Annotated in this window: 12 protein-coding genes; 4 read left to right on the forward strand and 8 right to left on the reverse strand. The window is 69.0% G+C overall.

Annotated elements, in window-relative coordinates:
* Nucleotides 1–277: 277 nt before the first annotated feature.
* The 3 genes from H7965_RS13755 to H7965_RS13765 all read right to left on the reverse strand — a co-directional run bounded on the left by H7965_RS13755 (nucleotide 278) and on the right by H7965_RS13765 (nucleotide 4,523).
* Nucleotides 278–1,924 (reverse strand): flavin-containing monooxygenase, encoded by a 1,647-nt coding sequence (locus H7965_RS13755; protein WP_186771159.1) that lies wholly within the window; start codon nucleotides 1,922–1,924, stop codon nucleotides 278–280.
* A 214-nt stretch (nucleotides 1,925–2,138) separates the two neighbouring features.
* Nucleotides 2,139–2,882, reverse strand: coding sequence for a glucose 1-dehydrogenase (locus H7965_RS13760; RefSeq protein ID WP_186771160.1), 744 nt, complete (start codon nucleotides 2,880–2,882; stop codon nucleotides 2,139–2,141).
* A gap of 42 nt (nucleotides 2,883–2,924) precedes the next feature.
* Nucleotides 2,925–4,523, reverse strand: coding sequence for a GMC family oxidoreductase (locus H7965_RS13765; RefSeq protein WP_186771161.1), 1,599 nt, complete (start codon nucleotides 4,521–4,523; stop codon nucleotides 2,925–2,927).
* Nucleotides 4,524–4,744: 221 nt separating this feature from the next.
* Here H7965_RS13765 and H7965_RS13770 point away from each other — a divergent pair, with 221 nt between their 5' ends.
* Nucleotides 4,745–6,343 (forward strand): class I adenylate-forming enzyme family protein, encoded by a 1,599-nt coding sequence (locus H7965_RS13770; protein WP_186771162.1) that lies wholly within the window; start codon nucleotides 4,745–4,747, stop codon nucleotides 6,341–6,343.
* Nucleotides 6,340–7,305, forward strand: a complete 966-nt coding sequence (locus tag H7965_RS13775) for a Bug family tripartite tricarboxylate transporter substrate binding protein (protein WP_186771163.1) — start codon at nucleotides 6,340–6,342, stop codon at nucleotides 7,303–7,305. The genes H7965_RS13770 and H7965_RS13775 overlap by 4 nt, the downstream gene beginning before the upstream one ends.
* A 45-nt stretch (nucleotides 7,306–7,350) precedes the next feature.
* Here the strand turns inward: H7965_RS13775 and H7965_RS13780 are convergent, their stop codons facing one another.
* On the reverse strand, nucleotides 7,351–7,770 hold the full coding sequence (locus tag H7965_RS13780) for a Zn-ribbon domain-containing OB-fold protein (RefSeq protein ID WP_186771164.1): 420 nt from the start codon (nucleotides 7,768–7,770) through the stop codon (nucleotides 7,351–7,353).
* A gap of 4 nt (nucleotides 7,771–7,774) precedes the next feature.
* Nucleotides 7,775–8,932: a thiolase C-terminal domain-containing protein gene (locus H7965_RS13785; protein WP_222440607.1), complete on the reverse strand. Its 1,158-nt coding sequence runs from the start codon at nucleotides 8,930–8,932 to the stop codon at nucleotides 7,775–7,777.
* A gap of 345 nt (nucleotides 8,933–9,277) precedes the next feature.
* On the opposite strand from H7965_RS13785, the gene H7965_RS13790 reads away from it, so the two are divergent.
* A complete protein-coding gene (locus H7965_RS13790) occupies nucleotides 9,278–10,270 on the forward strand; it encodes a Bug family tripartite tricarboxylate transporter substrate binding protein (RefSeq protein ID WP_186771166.1) in 993 nt (330 codons plus the stop codon).
* A gap of 36 nt (nucleotides 10,271–10,306) precedes the next feature.
* On the opposite strand, the gene H7965_RS13795 is transcribed toward H7965_RS13790, so the two are convergent.
* Nucleotides 10,307–11,131: an isocitrate lyase/PEP mutase family protein gene (locus H7965_RS13795; protein WP_186771167.1), complete on the reverse strand. Its 825-nt coding sequence runs from the start codon at nucleotides 11,129–11,131 to the stop codon at nucleotides 10,307–10,309.
* A gap of 184 nt (nucleotides 11,132–11,315) precedes the next feature.
* Here H7965_RS13795 and H7965_RS13800 point away from each other — a divergent pair, with 184 nt between their 5' ends.
* A complete protein-coding gene (locus H7965_RS13800; RefSeq protein WP_186771168.1) occupies nucleotides 11,316–12,194 on the forward strand; it encodes an alpha/beta fold hydrolase in 879 nt (292 codons plus the stop codon).
* A gap of 43 nt (nucleotides 12,195–12,237) precedes the next feature.
* Here H7965_RS13800 and H7965_RS13805 read toward each other — a convergent pair whose 3' ends face one another.
* Nucleotides 12,238–13,272, reverse strand: a complete 1,035-nt coding sequence (locus H7965_RS13805) for a GNAT family N-acetyltransferase (RefSeq protein WP_186771169.1) — start codon at nucleotides 13,270–13,272, stop codon at nucleotides 12,238–12,240.
* A complete protein-coding gene (locus tag H7965_RS13810; RefSeq protein ID WP_186771170.1) occupies nucleotides 13,269–14,471 on the reverse strand; it encodes a pyridoxal phosphate-dependent aminotransferase in 1,203 nt (400 codons plus the stop codon). Before H7965_RS13810 ends, H7965_RS13805 begins: the two co-directional genes overlap by 4 nt.
* Between the last annotated feature and the right edge of the window lie 29 nt (nucleotides 14,472–14,500).

Genomic DNA, 14,500 nt, shown 5'->3' on the forward strand with positions numbered 1-14,500 from the left:
GGCGCGTAGATCTTCGGACAGGGTTCTCGCCATGCAAGCTGGCCTCCGTGCCCAGCAGGCACGGTGAATCAGATTTCGCGCCGGGCGGGAATCCTCAGCGACTCTGAATGGTCAGATTTCGCTCTAGGTGATGTCAAACCCCAGGAAGCGGGTCAGGAAGAAATCGCCGAAGACCTCCTGCGTGCCGGCAGCGGCGCGCTCGAAGGCGGCGCGCGCCTTCGCCTGGTCGATCTGGTGGGTCATGGGGTGGTCTCCGGCAATCAGGGCGAGCTGCGGATCAGCTCAGTACCATGCCGGTATATCCCTTCGCGGCGACCTCATCGCAATGCGCCCGGTAAGCCGGCGCGCCGCCCTGGTACTGCAGGATGCGGCGCACGTTCCGCCCCTCGACATTGGTGTTGATCCCGGTCGCCCAGGAATCGATCTGTGCATAGAGCATGCCGTCGGCCAGTGTCTCGATGTGCCGCGACCACTCCGCCTCGGCCTCCGGTGTCGCTTCGAAGCGGGTGTAGCCGCGGTCGCGCACGGTGCGCATCAGCCCGGTCACCCATTCCACATTCTGCTCGATGCAGCGCGGAATGTTGCAGCGGGTGGAGGCGTTGTGCGGCCCGACCAGGGTCAGCATGTTGGGGAAGCCGGCGGATTGCAGGCCGAGGTAAGTCTTCGGCCCATCCGCCCAATGCTCCTTCAGGCGCTGGCCATTGGTGCCGCGGAACTCCACCCGGTCGAAGGCGCCGGTGATGGCGTCGAAGCCGGTGGCGTAGATGATCATATCGAAGGGATATTCGGCATCGCTGGTTTTGATGCCGTCCGGGGAGATCCGCTCGATCGGCGTCGCCCGGATGTCCACCAGCCGGACATTCTCCTGATTGTAGGCCTCGTAGTATCTCGTCTCCAGCGGCACGCGGCGGGTGCCGAAGCCGTGGTCCTTCGGGATCAGCTTCTCCGCCACCTTCGGGTCCTTCACCCGCTGGCGGATCTTGCGGGCGATGAAGTCGCTGATCAGCGCATTCGCCTTGGGGTCGGTGAGGATGTCGCGGAAATTGGCCTGCCAGATGCCGAAGCCGGGCTCGCCGTAGCGCTGCTCCCAGAAGGCCTCGCGCTCCTCCGGCGTGACCTCGAAGGTGCCGCGCGGATCGGCGTTGTGGATGTAGCAGCCGGGCGTCTGGCGCAGCAGATCGAAGAGCTCGGGGTAGCTGCCCTTGATCTTCCGCTGCTCCTCCTCGGTGATCGGGCGGTTGTGCAGCGGCGCGCACCAATTGGGCGTGCGCTGGAAGACGGTGAGGTGGCCGACAAGGGTGGCGATGGTCTGGATGATCTGCACCCCGGTCGCGCCGGTGCCGATGACCGCGACGCGCTTGCCGGCGAAATCCACCGGGTAATGCGGCCAGCGATAGGTGTGGAAGGATTCGCCGCGAAAGCTCTCCACCCCCGGCAGCCGCGGCAGCGTATCGGCCGAGAGCGGGCCGAGCGCGGTGATCAGGAAGCGCGCGGCGTGGCGTTCGCCGCTCTCCAGCGTCACCTCCCAGCGGCGGGCAGCCTCGTCGAAGCGGGCGGCGGTGACGCGGCTGTTGCACTGGATGTTCCGCCGCAGGTCGAAGCGGTCGGCGACATGGTTCAGGTAGCGCAGGGTTTCCGGCTGGGCGGCGAAATGCTCGCTCCAGCTCCACTCCTGCAGCAAGGCGTCGGAGAAGGAGTAGCCATAGGTGTAGCTTTCGGAATCGAAGCGGGCGCCCGGATAGCGGTTCCAGTACCAGGTGCCGCCCACGCCGCTGCCGGTTTCGAACACCCGGACCGAAAGCCCCAGCTCACGCAGGCGATAGAGCTGATATAGGCCGGCGATGCCCGCACCGATGATGATGGCGTCGTAGCACGTGTCCGCCTGAACACCGGCATCGGCCTGAGTCGCCCCGGGGGCTGCCATTCGTTTCGCTCCTTGGTCCGAATTGGCCCGGACGCCTTCGCAGGGCGCAACCGGGCGGCCGCATCATCGCCATGCGGCGCCGTCATCGCAAGGCCACGCCCTGGCAGACACTACAGCGCGGATGGCATTCCTGCCGGGAACGCCACTCCGCTGTAACCACTGTTTGTAGGGCGGATTGCCGCTCCGGAGCGTTCACGCCCCTCCGCGATCCGCTCTATTGCGCGATGTAGCCGCCATCGATCACCAGCTCGGTGCCGGTGATGAAGGAGGCCTCGTCGGAAGCCAGGAACAGCACGCCATAGGCGACCTCGAACGGCTCGCCCAGCCGCCGCAGCGGCGTCAGCGGGATCTTCGCCGAACGGGTCCCGGCGTTGGTGCCGCCCAGCATCGCCGGCAGGTAGCCCGGATGCACCGAGTTCACCCGCACGCCCTGCGGTCCCCAACGCACCGCCGCCGATTTGGTCAGCAGCCGCACCGCGCCCTTCGAGGCGGAGTAGCCCGGATGCCCCTCGGCACCGCCGATGAAGCCCATGATGGAGGAGATGTTGACGATCGCCCCGCGCCCGGCCTTGGCCATCTCCTGCGCCGCCAGGGTGGTGCCGAGGAAGACGCCGGTCGCGTTGACTGACATCAGCTTGTTCCAGCCCTCCAGCGACAGGTCGCTGCCGACCGAGCTGCCGCTGATGCCGGCATTGTTCACCAGGATGTCGAGCCTGCCATAGGTCTCGATGGTCCGGGCGATCAGGCGCTGCCAATCCATCTCCGAGGTCACGTCGGCGCGAAGGAACATCGCCCTTCCCTGGCCGGCGTTGATGTCCGCCGCCACCGCCTCACCTATCTCGGGCAGCACATCGGCGATGACCACCGCGGCGCCCTCCTTGGCGAAGAGCCGGGCTTCCGCCTCGCCCATGCCATGGGCGCCGCCGGTGATGATGGCAACCTTGTCCTTCAGCCGCATGCCGTTCCTCCATTCCTGTTGCGCGGTTGATCCCGCATTGGGCTACGCGTCCTGCAGCACCATATCCGCCGCCTTCTCGCCGATCATGATCGCTGGCGCATTGGTGTTGCCCGAAGTGAGCGTCGGCATGATGGAGGCATCGGCGACGCGCAGCCCCTCGATGCCATGCACGCGCAGCCGGGCATCGACCACCGCCAGCGCGTCGGCGCCCATCCGGCAGGTTCCCACCGGATGGTAGGTGGTCTCCGCCGCCCGCCTGACCCAGTCGAGGATCTCGTCGTCCGTGGTCCGGTCCTTGCCGGGTGCGATCTCCGTCACCTGCAGCGGCGCCATCGCCGGCGCGGTCATGACGGACTGGGCGATGCGGATAGCCCGCACGGTCAGTTCGGCATCGACCGGGGAGGAGAGGAAGTTGAAGTTGATCGCCGGGGGACGGCGCGGATCGGCCGAGACGATGTGGATATGCCCCTTGCTCTCCGGCCGCATCGGATGAGCGTAGCAGGTCATGCCGGATTGATGTGAGAGCTTCGGCCCCTTCGGCCCCGGCTCGGTCAGCATCGGCACCCAGCCGAGCAGCAGATCCGGCGCCTCGAGCCCCTCGCGGGACCGCACGAAGGCACGGATCGGCGCCGCCACCATGCCGAGCATGCCGCGCCCGGACATGGCGTAGCGCAGCGCCTGCTGCACCATGCCGAGGCCGCGGCTGCGGTCGTTGAAGCTGATCCGCTTCGCGCCGATCGCCCAGCGCGTGCGCGGCGCATAATGGTCGCGCAGGTTCTCGCCGACGCCGGGCAAGGCGTGCCGCACCTCGATGCCGAGGTTGCGCAGCCGCTCCGGCTGGCCGATGCCGGACAACTCCAGCAGCTGCGGGGAGTTGATCGAGCCGGCGCTCACCACGATCTCGCGGCCGGCGCGGGCCTCGCGCGTCTCGCCCGCCACGGAATAGCGGATGCCGATGCAGCGCCTGCCCTCCAGTACCAGCGCCTCGGCCAGGGCGCCGGTTTCGATGCGCAGGTTCTGGCGCTGGCGGATCGGGTCCAGGTAGCAGCGGGCGGTGCTCATCCGCTGCCGCGCGGCGATGGTCGCCTGGCTCATGGCGATGCCATCCTGGGTGGCACCATTGTAGTCGGGGTTGTGCGGAATGCCGACCTCGCCCGCCGCCTTGATCAGCGTTGCGTAGAGGGGTTCGCTCGGCTCCGGGTTGGTGACGCGCAGCGGGCCGTCGCGGCCGCGGAAGGCGTCCTCGCCACCGCCCTCATAGCGCTCCATGCGCTTGAAGAAGGGCAGGACGTCGGCGTAGCTCCAGCCCTGGTTCCCCATCTGCGCCCAGGTGTCGAAATCCTGGGCCTGCCCGCGCACGAAGGCCATGCCGTTGATCGCGCTGGAGCCGCCAAGAATCCGGCCGCGCGGCACCGGCAACCGGCGCCCGTTGGTGTTGGCCTCGGGCTCCGCGCTGTAGGTCCAGTTGACGGCGGGGTTGGTCAGCATCTTGGCGTAGCCGATCGGGATGCGTCCCCAGGGGTGGCTGGCGGGACCCGCTTCCAGCAGCAGGACCCGGTTGCGGGGATCGGCCGAAAGCCGGTTCGCCACCACCGCCCCGGCGGACCCCGCGCCGACAACGATGTAGTCGTAGGTCTGCATGTCACTCGGCTCCGGCCAATCGCACGATATGGTGCCGCCCGCCTGACCCGATATTCGGCACGGGCGGCATGGCTGCCGGCCGATCAACTCACGGCACGCGCGCCCACGCAAGCCGGCATGGCAACGACGCCGGAGGCGGCAGCGCCCGGCCGATTTCGCTTTGGGACGGGGGTTGCTAGTCTTGGCACCAGCGGCCCATGGACAAGGGCGGAGGAAACGGCATGGCGAATGGGCTGCATCCGTGCGGCATCTCGGATGGACCCGGCGCGGGACTCTCGCCCTTGGCGGCGCAGGCCGCCGGCCTGACGGTCGGCAGCCTGTTCGAGCATCAGGTCTTGCGGAACGGCGACCGGACCGCATTGGAAGGCAGTGACCGCAGCCTGAGCTACGCGCAGCTCGGCGAGCGGGTGTTCCGCCTGGTCCATGCCCTGGTGGCCCTCGGCGTGAGGCGCGGCGATCGGATCGCCCTGCTGGCCGAGAACCGGCTGGAGTACCCTGAGCTGCAACTCGCCGCAGCACGACTCGGCGCGATCCTCGCTTGCCAGAACTGGCGGCAGTCGGGGCCGGAGCTGCAGCATTGCATCCGCCTGGTGGCGCCGAGCCTGCTGGTGGCGTCCGAAGGCCAGGCGGAGCGGCTGAGCGCGATCGACCACGCCGTGCCACGGACGGTGACGCTCGGCGAGGAGTATGAGGCGCTGCTGCGCGCTGCGTCGCCAAGCCCGTTGCCCGACCTTGCGCAGCCGGAAGACGGGCTGGTCATCCTCTACACCAGCGGTACGACGGGGCTGCCGAAGGCCGCCGTCATCAGCCACCGCGCCATGATCGCGCGCAGCGCAATCGCCCGCATCGACCAATCCTTCTTCCCCGACCGCACCTTCATCGCCTGGACGCCGCTGTTCCACATGGGGGCGACGGACAGCACCATGGCCGCCATGATGCACGGCACCAAGGTGGTGGTTCTGGACGGCTTCGACCCCGCGACCATCGCCGGGCTGATGGAGCGCGAGACGATCGGCTGGCTGTCGCTGATGCCCGGCATGTTCGCCCGCATGATCGAGGAGCTGCGCAGCACCTCATGCACGCCGAAGGGCATCGGCCTTCTGGGCAGCATGGCGGATCTGGTGCCGCGCCACGAGATCGCGGCAATCACCAGCCTGCTCGGCGCCCCCTTCCGAAACTCCTTCGGTTCCACCGAGACCGGCCCCGCCCCCTTCAGCAAGGGCCGCATCCCCGTGGGCGTGCTGCCGGAACGGCTGTCGAAGACGCAGAGCAGCTATTGCGTCGTCAAGCTGGTCGATCCCGACGGGAATGAGGTGCCGGATGGCGAGCCCGGCGAGGTGGCCTTCCGAGGCCCAAGCCTGTTCAGCGGCTACTGGGCCAATCCGGAAGCGAATGCCGAGGCCTTCCGCAACGGTTGGTATCACATGGGCGACGTGCTGCGCCGCAATCCGGACGGCACCTTCGACTTCGTCGACCGTCGCAAGTACCTGATCAAATCGGGCGGCGAGAACATCTACCCGGCGGAGATCGAGCAGGTGCTGCTCGCCTCGCCCCGCATTGCCGAGGCGGTGGTGGTCCGTCGTCCCGATGCGCGCTGGGGCGAGGTGCCGGTCGCCTTCGTTGCCCCGCGCGAGGCGGCGCTGACGGAAGCCGAGGTGCTGGCGCTCTGCCGCGGGCAAATCGCTGGCTACAAGGTGCCGAAGGCGGTGCGCTTCCTCAGCGAGTCCGAATTCCCGCGCAGCACCAGCGGCAAGGTGCAGCGCCACATCCTCGAAGAGCGCCTGCGGAGCGCCGAAGATCCAGGAGACGTGCAGTCATGAACAGACGTGGAGTGTTGCTGGTGCCGCTGCTGCTGGCCGGCGGTGCCTCGGCGCAGCCCGCGGGAGCCTTCCCGAACCGACCCATCACCATCGTTGTCCCCTTCCCGCCGGGTGGGTTGTCCGATGTCCTGACGCGGATTATCGGCCAGCGCATGGGCCAGGAGCTTGGCCAGACAATCGTGGTGGAGAACCGCCCCGGCGCGGGCACCTCGGTCGCTTCCGGCTATGTCGCCCAGTCGCGGCCGGATGGCTACACCTTGCTGATGGCGTCGAACAGCCTGGCGACCAACCCGACCGCGCTGCCACATCTGCCGCCGAAGGATCCCGAGCGGGACCTGGCGCCGATCGGGCTTGCCTACATGAGCCCCTTCATCCTGGTGGTGCGCAGCGAATTTCCCGCCCGCAGCTTCGCCGAATTCCTCGCCTATGCGAAGGCCAATCCGGGGAAGGTCAATTTCGCCAGCTCCGGCACCGGCGCGGTCAACCACCTGGCGCTGGAGCTGATCAAGAAATCCGCGGGCGTCGCCTTGGAACATATCCCCTACCGCGGTGGCGCTCCTGCCCTGATCGACCTGCGCGCGGGCCGGGTCGAAGCCTTTTTCGCCACCCCGAACGACGCGCGCGCGCAGATCGAGGACGGGTCGTTTCGTGTCCTTGCCACCTCCACCGCACAGCGCATTCCGCAATTCCCGGATGTGCCGGCGATCGCGGAGACGCTGCCGGGATATGAGGCGGTGTACTGGCAGGGGCTGTTCGCGCCGGCCGGCACGCCGGAGCCGGTGCTGCAACGCCTTATCGCCGCACTGCTGGCGGCCAAGAATGATCCCGCGCTGCGCGCCGACCTGCAAGCGCGCGGCGTGGCGGTGCTGCCGGGCGGACCGGCGGAGCTGCGGGCCTATCTGCGCAAGGAAACGGACAGCTGGGGCCGACTGATCCGCGAGGCGAACCTCAAGCTGGATTGACCCGGAGGCAGAAGCTCCGGAAGCCAAGGCTTCCGGAGCCTGCGGTCAGCCGTCCCGCAGCCTCAGCACCGGCAGGGTCAACCCCTCGGCATTCGCCTCGAACTCCACCCGCAGGGGAAGGCCGGGGCGCAGCGCCTCCGCCGTGCCGCCGCGCAGTTGCGCCAGCAGCCGTACGCCTTCCGGCAAATCGGCGGTGACCAGCACATAGGGCAGCTCCGCGCGAAACGCCGGGTGGAAGGGGTGATGCGCGACGGTCCAGCTATGCACCGTCGCATCGCGCGAGGCCTCGACCCAGTCGGTCGCCATGGATTGGCAGGCATCGCACATCGGCCGTGGATAGTGGCGTACCAGGCCGCAATTGGCACAACGCTGCAGCATCAGCGCCTGGCGCTCGAGCCCTTCCCAGTACGGCCGGCTTTCCGGCGTCGCTTCGGGCATCGGCCTGCCCGGAACCGCAGTGCTCATCGCCTCAACCCCGCGTCATGATAGCAAGCGTGCCGTCGCCCAGATCGCCATAGCCGGTCACCAGACCGACCTCGGCCTCCTTTACCTGGGCCCGCCCGGCCTCGCCGCGCAGCTGCCGGACCAGCTCGGCCACATGGTTCATCCCGGCCATATGCGCCTGCGACAGCAGCCCGCCATGGGTGTTCACCGGCAGCCGGCCGCCGAGCCCGAGGGCCCCGCCCTCGACGAAGGCACCGCCCTCGCCCTTGCCGCAGAAGCCGAGATCCTCCAGCTGGCAGAGCACGATGTAGGTGAAGCAGTCGTAGATCTCCGCCACATCAATGTCGGCGGGGGTGACACCGGCCATGGCGAAGGCGCGCGGCGCCGCCTTGGCCAGACCCAGCCGCGTCATGTCGCCGCGCTGGGTGATCGCGCTCGGGGAGTCGGGGTGGCCTTCTGCCATGCCGGCCAGCAGGATCCGCGGCTGCCGCAGGTCCTTCGCCCGCTCCGCCGCGCTGACGATGATCGCCACCGCGCCATCGCTCTCCAGGCTGCAATCGAGCAGGCGCAGCGGGTCGGAGATCATGCGGGAGGCCTGGTGATCCTCGATGCTGATCGGCTGCGTCATGCGGGCATTGCCGTTCAGCATCGCATGGTGCCGCGTGGTCACGGCGATCTCGGCGAGCTGCCGGCTGGTGGTGCCGTAGAGTTCCATGTGCCGCCGCGCCATCGGCGCGTAGTATTGCGCCGGAGCGAGCGCGCCGGAGGGCGCCTCGAACTCGCCGACCGTGCGGAACTGCGGCATCTGTTGGATCCGCGCGCCGATGCGCTGGCCGCTGCGGCCGGTGCGGCCCAGGGTGAGCAGGACATGCGAGCAGATGCCGGAGGCCACCGCGGCCGCGGCGCATTGCAGCGCCGCCACCGGGCCGGCACCACCCAGCGGCGTGCCGGTCGAGAAGCGCAGGTCGGGGATGCCGAGGTTGGTGACCAGATCCTCGGCCACGACCGGGCCGCCCGGCGAGGGCATGACGATGCCATCGATGTCGCGCGGCGTGAGCCCGGCGTCCGCAAGCGCCTTCAGCGCAGCTTCCAGTTGCAAGGACAGGGCGCTTCGACCGCCGGCATCCCGCGTGTAATCCGTGTCACCGACGCCGGTGACGGCGGCCTTGTTGGCCAGTGTCATCATTCCCCCCCCTTGGGCGGTGCTGCGTCCAGGCGCCGGCTCCCGCAGCACGAGAGGCGGCTGCGGCCTTCCGCGCCGGCCGCCGCTGAAACTGCCTGCCGCGTGAGCCGCGCCGGGCGATGGGATGGAGCCTAGGCGGGAGTGGCGGTGCAGGGCAACTCCATCACGCCCGCATGTGGTGCGGCGTGCGGGGCGCCGGCCGCGCGGCATCGGTCCTGACGAAGACCGCGCTTGTCCGGCATGGACGTTTCCCTGGCCGTTCCGATAGGCTTGCCAACCACTGGCCGGCACGCGCCGGACGGCAAGGTTGCGTCGAAGACGCAGCGAACGGGGAGGAAGAACACCATGACCATTCCGCTTCCGCGGCGACGCCTGCTGGCGGCCGGCAGCATGGCAACGATCGGCGGCGCCACCGCCACGCGGCACGGCGCCCGGGCACAGCCGGTCTGGCCGAACCGCCCGGTGCGGCTGGTGGTCGGCTTCACCGCGGGAAGTTCCACCGATGTCACCGCGCGGATCTTCGCGCAGCGCTTCACCGAGGCCTGGGGCCAGCCGGTGGTGGTGGAGAACATCGCCGGCAACTCCGGCGCCATCGGGGTGGATCGCGTCGCCAAGGCGGCACCCGATGGCTACACGCTGATGTGGGCCGCCAATGCCGCGATCACCATCCTGCCAAGCCTGCAGAACCTGCCCTTCGACCCGCTGAAGGACTTGATCTCGATCGGCCGGACGCTGTCGATGGGATCGCTCGTGCTGGTCCACAACGACCAGCCGATGCGCAGCATCGCCGAGCTTGTCGCCCACGCCAAAGCCAATCCGGGCAAGCTGTCCTATGGAACTCCCGGCGTCGGCACGCCGCAGCACATCACCGGCGAGATGCTGTGCCGCCAGGCTGGCATCCGGATGGAGCACATCCCCTATCGCGGCGCCAACATGGCCGATGTGCTCAGCGGCGTCCTGCCCATCGGCATCCAGAATGCGGGCGCCGCCATGCCGCTTGTGCGCGACGGACGGTTGCGCTGCATCGGCGTGACCTCGCTGGCCCGCTCGGCCGCGGCGCCGGATCTGCCGACGGTAGCGGAGCAGGGCTTCCCAGGCTTCGAGGCAACGTCGTGGTTCGGGCTGATGGCGCCGATCGGCACACCGCCGGAGATCACCAGGAAGGTGCATGCCGAGGCGATGAAGGTGCTGGCAGACCAGGAGATGCGGGCGAAATTCAGCTCCCTGGGGCTGGACGTGGTCGCCGGAACACCCGAGGAGATGCGGGCGACGATCGCCGCCGACATCCCGAAATGGGCCAAGGTCATCGCCGACGCCGGCATCCAGACGTCGCGGTGACGGCCGGCTGCGGTCAGAGGACGGGACGCCCTCGCCTCATCCCTGCATGAAGCGGTTCAGCTCGGGCGTCGGCAGCACGCGGTCGACGTAGCCGAGGCTGCCGGCCTCCTTCACCTCGCGCGCCGCCTCGACCAGGCCGGTCATGGCGGCGCGGTAAAGCGAGGTCGCAAGGCTGATCCGCTTCACCCCGACCGCCGCCAGTTCCGGCACGGAGAAGGATCGGCCCTTGATGCCGGCCATGAAGTTGAAGGGCCTGGTCAGCGCGGCGCAGACGCTGCGCACCGCATCAAGATCCGGCAGGCCGGGAGCGAAGAGCACATCGGCGCCAGCCGCCTCATAGGCGCGCAGCCGGGCGATGGTGTCGTCAAGGCTCGGGTTGCCGCGCAGGAAATTCTCGGCCCGCGCCGTCAGCACGAAGGGAAAGCCAAGGCTCCGCGCCGCCTCCGCGGCGACCTTCACCCGGGCAACCGCCTCATCGAACCCGTAGAGCGGCTGCTCGGCCCGCCCGGTGGCATCTTCGACCGAGGCGCCGACCAGGCCGACGCCGGCGGCCAGGTGGATGGTCTCCGCCACCGCCGCGGGCGCATCGGCGAAGCAGCGCTCAAGGTCGGCCGATACCGGCAGCTCGGTTGCCTCCACGATGGCCCGCGCATGGGCCAGCGCCTCATCCCGCGTGACGCCGCCATCGCGCTTGCCGAGCGTGCCGGCGCAGGCGCCCGAGGAGGTCGCCAGCGCCTCGAAGCCCAGGCCCGCAAGGATGCGGGCCGAGCCGGCATCCCAGGGATTGGCAATGACGAATGCCCCGGCCCTGCGGTGCAGCTCGCGGAAGCGCTCGGCTTTCACGCCCTGATCGGCTGGCATGATCCGTTCCTCCAGGTTTGGCCGAGTCTATCGCGTGCGCGCCGGGCCGGTCCACTTCGGGATTGGAACCCGGTCATACGGATGAGGAAGACCTGCCGTCGGCATGCCGGACCAGGAGGGCAAGGCTCCCTGCACCTTCAGTTCGCATCAGTGCATTAGGATGGCGTATTCGGGAGGTGGCGGCATGTTCTTCGAGAGCTTTACCCCGGAGACCCGCGAGGCCAATGGCCAGCGCATCCGGCTGCGCCGCGGCGGCTCCGGCCCGCCGCTGCTGCTGCTGCACGGCAACCCGCAGACCCATGCCATGTGGCACAGGCTGGCGCCGATTCTGGCCAACCGCTTCACCATCATCGCCCCCGACATCCGCGGCTACGGCTTCTCCGCCGCCCCCCCGGCGACGCCGGACAGCCGGCATTACGCCAAGCGGGAGATGGCCCGGGATTTGGTGCTGCTGATGCAGGGCCTTGGCCATGACCGCTTCGGCGTGGTCAGCCACGACCGTGGCGCCCGGGTGGCGCACCGGCTGGCGCTCGACCATCCGGCCGCGGTCGACCGGCTGGTCACCATGGACATCATCCCGACCCTCGAACATTTCGAGCGCGCCGACATGCATTTCGCGCTCGGCTACTATCACTGGTTCTTCCTCGCCCAGCCGCATGACAAGCCGGAGCGGATGATCCTGCGCGACACCGAGGATTGGTTCGACCTGCACACTTCCCGCGAGCCGAAAGACCGCGGCTTCTTCCACCCGGGCGCCCGCGCCGACTATCTGGCGGCGCTGCGCGAGCCGGGCACGGTGACGGCGATCTGCGAGGATTACCGCGCCGCCATCGGCATCGACCTGGAGCATGACCGCGCCAGCCGGGCCGCCGGGCAGAAGGTGGAATGCCCCTTGCTCGCGCTATGGGGCGCCAAGGGTTCCTTGCCCCGCTGGTACGACGTGCTGGAGATCTGGCGGCAATACGCCAGCGGCCCCGTCAGCGGCAGCGCGGTGAACAGCGGGCATTACCTTGCGGAAGAGGCGCCGGAGGAATGCCTCGCCCGGTTGGAAGGGTTCCTGTAGCGCCTGGCCCCGGCGCATGGCCTGATCGCTTCGGGATGAGCGATCAGGTCCTGGTTTGCCGTCCGGCCGCGCGATCACGCTCCAGCCGCTTCCAGAAGAACAGCGCATCCTGCTCGACGCGCCGGGCATCCAGCGCATAGCCGGGAATCCGCCCGGCCTCCTGCCAGCCGAGCGAGCGGTACAGCGGCTCCGCGACATCCCCCGCACGGGTGTCGAGGGTCAGCAGCCGCCGCCCCAGGCGCTGCGCCGCCTGCTCGGCCCGCAGCATCAGCGCCCGGCCTACCCCGTGCCGGCGCTCCGCCGGATCGACCAGCAGCTTGGCGACCTCGGCCCGGTGCGGCTGGTTCTCCGGCGTCCCGAGGTCGAGTTGTACCGTCCCGGCCAGCCTTCCCTCGTACCAGGCCACCAGCAGCACGCGGCTGCCGAGAGCGACTTCGCTGGTCACCTTGCGCCAGAACCCGCGCGCCACCTCCGGCGCCAGCGGCGGCAGGTAGGAGACGCTGGCGCCGGTGTCGACGCAGCGGGAAAGGATTTCCGCCAGACGGCGCTCGGCGCTGGCTGCCGCCGCCGCATCCAGCATCTCGACCACCAGCCCCTGCGCCGGCTTGGCGTAGCGGAATTCCAGGGACCGCGAGATGTCGTCGAGGATGCGAATGGCGCCCTGCCGGACATAGCCGCGCTTCTCGTAGAAGCGGTGCGCCGCGTCGAAGCGGGTATCGGTCCAGAGCACCAGGCGCTGCGCTCCTGCGGAGCGGGCATGGGCCTCGGCAGTATCGAGCAGCCGCTGCGCGAGGCCGGTGCCGCGCAGCGGCCGGGCGACATACATGCGGCAGATCTCATGGGCGGCATCGTCCCCTACCGGCCGTGCCGCCACCATGCCGACAATCTCACCATCCGCCTCCGCCGCCCACAGCGCTCCGCCCGCCGCGGCGAAATGGCTGGCGAGGGCGCGCAGCTCCGGCAGCTCACCATCCACGTCGAGGATGCAGCCGGGGTACTCCGCCCAGCAGGCGCCGATCAGCGCGATGAAGCCTGCAGCGTCGCTGTCCCGTCCTGGACGCAGCAGGCATTCGCTCATGCCAGTTCCCGGCAGAACTCCTGGATCCGGCCGCAGGCTTCGACCAGACTGGCCGGGTCGGTGGCGTAGGAGATGCGCATGTAGGGGCTCATGCCATAGGCGGCGCCCTGCACCGCGGCGACCCGCTTCTCCTCCAGCAGCGCCATGACGAAATCGGTGTCGCTGTCGATCTTCCGGCCGCCCTTGGTGGTCTTGCCGAGGCAACCGGCGATGGAGGGGAAGACGTAGAAGGCGCCTTCCGGCTTGTGGCAGGTGATGCCCGGCGCGGCGTTCAGCATCTCCACCACCATGTCGCGGCGCTGGCGGTAGAGCTCGGCACGTTCCTTGACGAATTCCTGCGGTCCGTCGAGGGCAGCGGCGGCGGCGGCCTGGCTGATGGTCGAGACGCCTGCCGTGGCCTGGCCCTGCATGTTGAACATGCCGCGGATCAGCCCGGCCGGGCCGCCGCCGAAGCCGAGCCGCCAGCCGGTCATCGCATAGGTCTTGGAGCAGCCGTTGACCGTCAGGGTGCGGTCCTTCAGCGCCGGCTCCACCGCGGCGATGGTATGGAATTCGAAGCCGTCGTAGAGCAGGTGCTCATACATGTCGTCGGTCATGATCCAGACATGCGGATGGCGCAGCAGCACATCGGCGATCGCCCGCATCTCGGCGTAGCTGGGAACCGCGCCGGTCGGGTTGCCGGGGAAATTCAGCAGCACCCATTTGGTCTTCGGGGTGATGGCGGCGTCCAAATCCTCGGGCCGCGGCTTGAAGCCATTGTTCTGCGGGCAGGGCACGGTCACCGGCACGCCGCCGGCGACCTTCGCCATGTCGGCGTAGCTGATCCAGAAGGGCGAGGGGATCACCACCTCATCGCCCGGATCGACCGTCGCCATGAAGGCGTTGAAGATCACCTGCTTGCCGCCATTGCCGACGATGATCTCGTCCGGCCCGTAGTCCAGCGCGTTGTCGCGCTTGAATTTGCGGCTGATGGCGGCCTTCAGCGCCACGGTGCCGCCCTGCGGCGGGTATTTGGTGTCGCCGCTCAGTGCCGCCTTGTAGGCTGCCTCGATCGCATGCCCGGGGGAGGCGAAATCCGGCTCCCCGTTCGAGAGGCTGATGACCGGAATGCCCTGCGCGCGCAGGTCCCGGGCGCGCGCCGTCATGGCGGCGGAGGCGGACACCTTGACTTGGGAGAGGCGCTGGGCAAGGGCGGGCATGGATGATGCGTCCTGGTCGGCAAGGGGCG

This window comes from Siccirubricoccus deserti (assembly GCF_014283215.1).
Classification (GTDB): Bacteria; Pseudomonadota; Alphaproteobacteria; order Acetobacterales; family Acetobacteraceae; genus Siccirubricoccus; species Siccirubricoccus deserti.

Coding starts and splice junctions, on each gene's coding strand:
- H7965_RS13755 (WP_186771159.1), bottom strand. CDS start 1,924: ATGGCAGCCCCCGGGGCGACTCAGGCCGATGCCGGTGTTCAGGCGGAC.
- H7965_RS13760 (WP_186771160.1), bottom strand. CDS start 2,882: ATGCGGCTGAAGGACAAGGTTGCCATCATCACCGGCGGCGCCCATGGC.
- H7965_RS13765 (WP_186771161.1), bottom strand. CDS start 4,523: ATGCAGACCTACGACTACATCGTTGTCGGCGCGGGGTCCGCCGGGGCG.
- H7965_RS13770 (WP_186771162.1), top strand. CDS start 4,745: ATGGCGAATGGGCTGCATCCGTGCGGCATCTCGGATGGACCCGGCGCG.
- H7965_RS13775 (WP_186771163.1), top strand. CDS start 6,340: ATGAACAGACGTGGAGTGTTGCTGGTGCCGCTGCTGCTGGCCGGCGGT.
- H7965_RS13780 (WP_186771164.1), bottom strand. CDS start 7,770: ATGAGCACTGCGGTTCCGGGCAGGCCGATGCCCGAAGCGACGCCGGAA.
- H7965_RS13785 (WP_222440607.1), bottom strand. CDS start 8,932: ATGACACTGGCCAACAAGGCCGCCGTCACCGGCGTCGGTGACACGGAT.
- H7965_RS13790 (WP_186771166.1), top strand. CDS start 9,278: ATGACCATTCCGCTTCCGCGGCGACGCCTGCTGGCGGCCGGCAGCATG.
- H7965_RS13795 (WP_186771167.1), bottom strand. CDS start 11,131: ATGCCAGCCGATCAGGGCGTGAAAGCCGAGCGCTTCCGCGAGCTGCAC.
- H7965_RS13800 (WP_186771168.1), top strand. CDS start 11,316: ATGTTCTTCGAGAGCTTTACCCCGGAGACCCGCGAGGCCAATGGCCAG.
- H7965_RS13805 (WP_186771169.1), bottom strand. CDS start 13,272: ATGAGCGAATGCCTGCTGCGTCCAGGACGGGACAGCGACGCTGCAGGC.
- H7965_RS13810 (WP_186771170.1), bottom strand. CDS start 14,471: ATGCCCGCCCTTGCCCAGCGCCTCTCCCAAGTCAAGGTGTCCGCCTCC.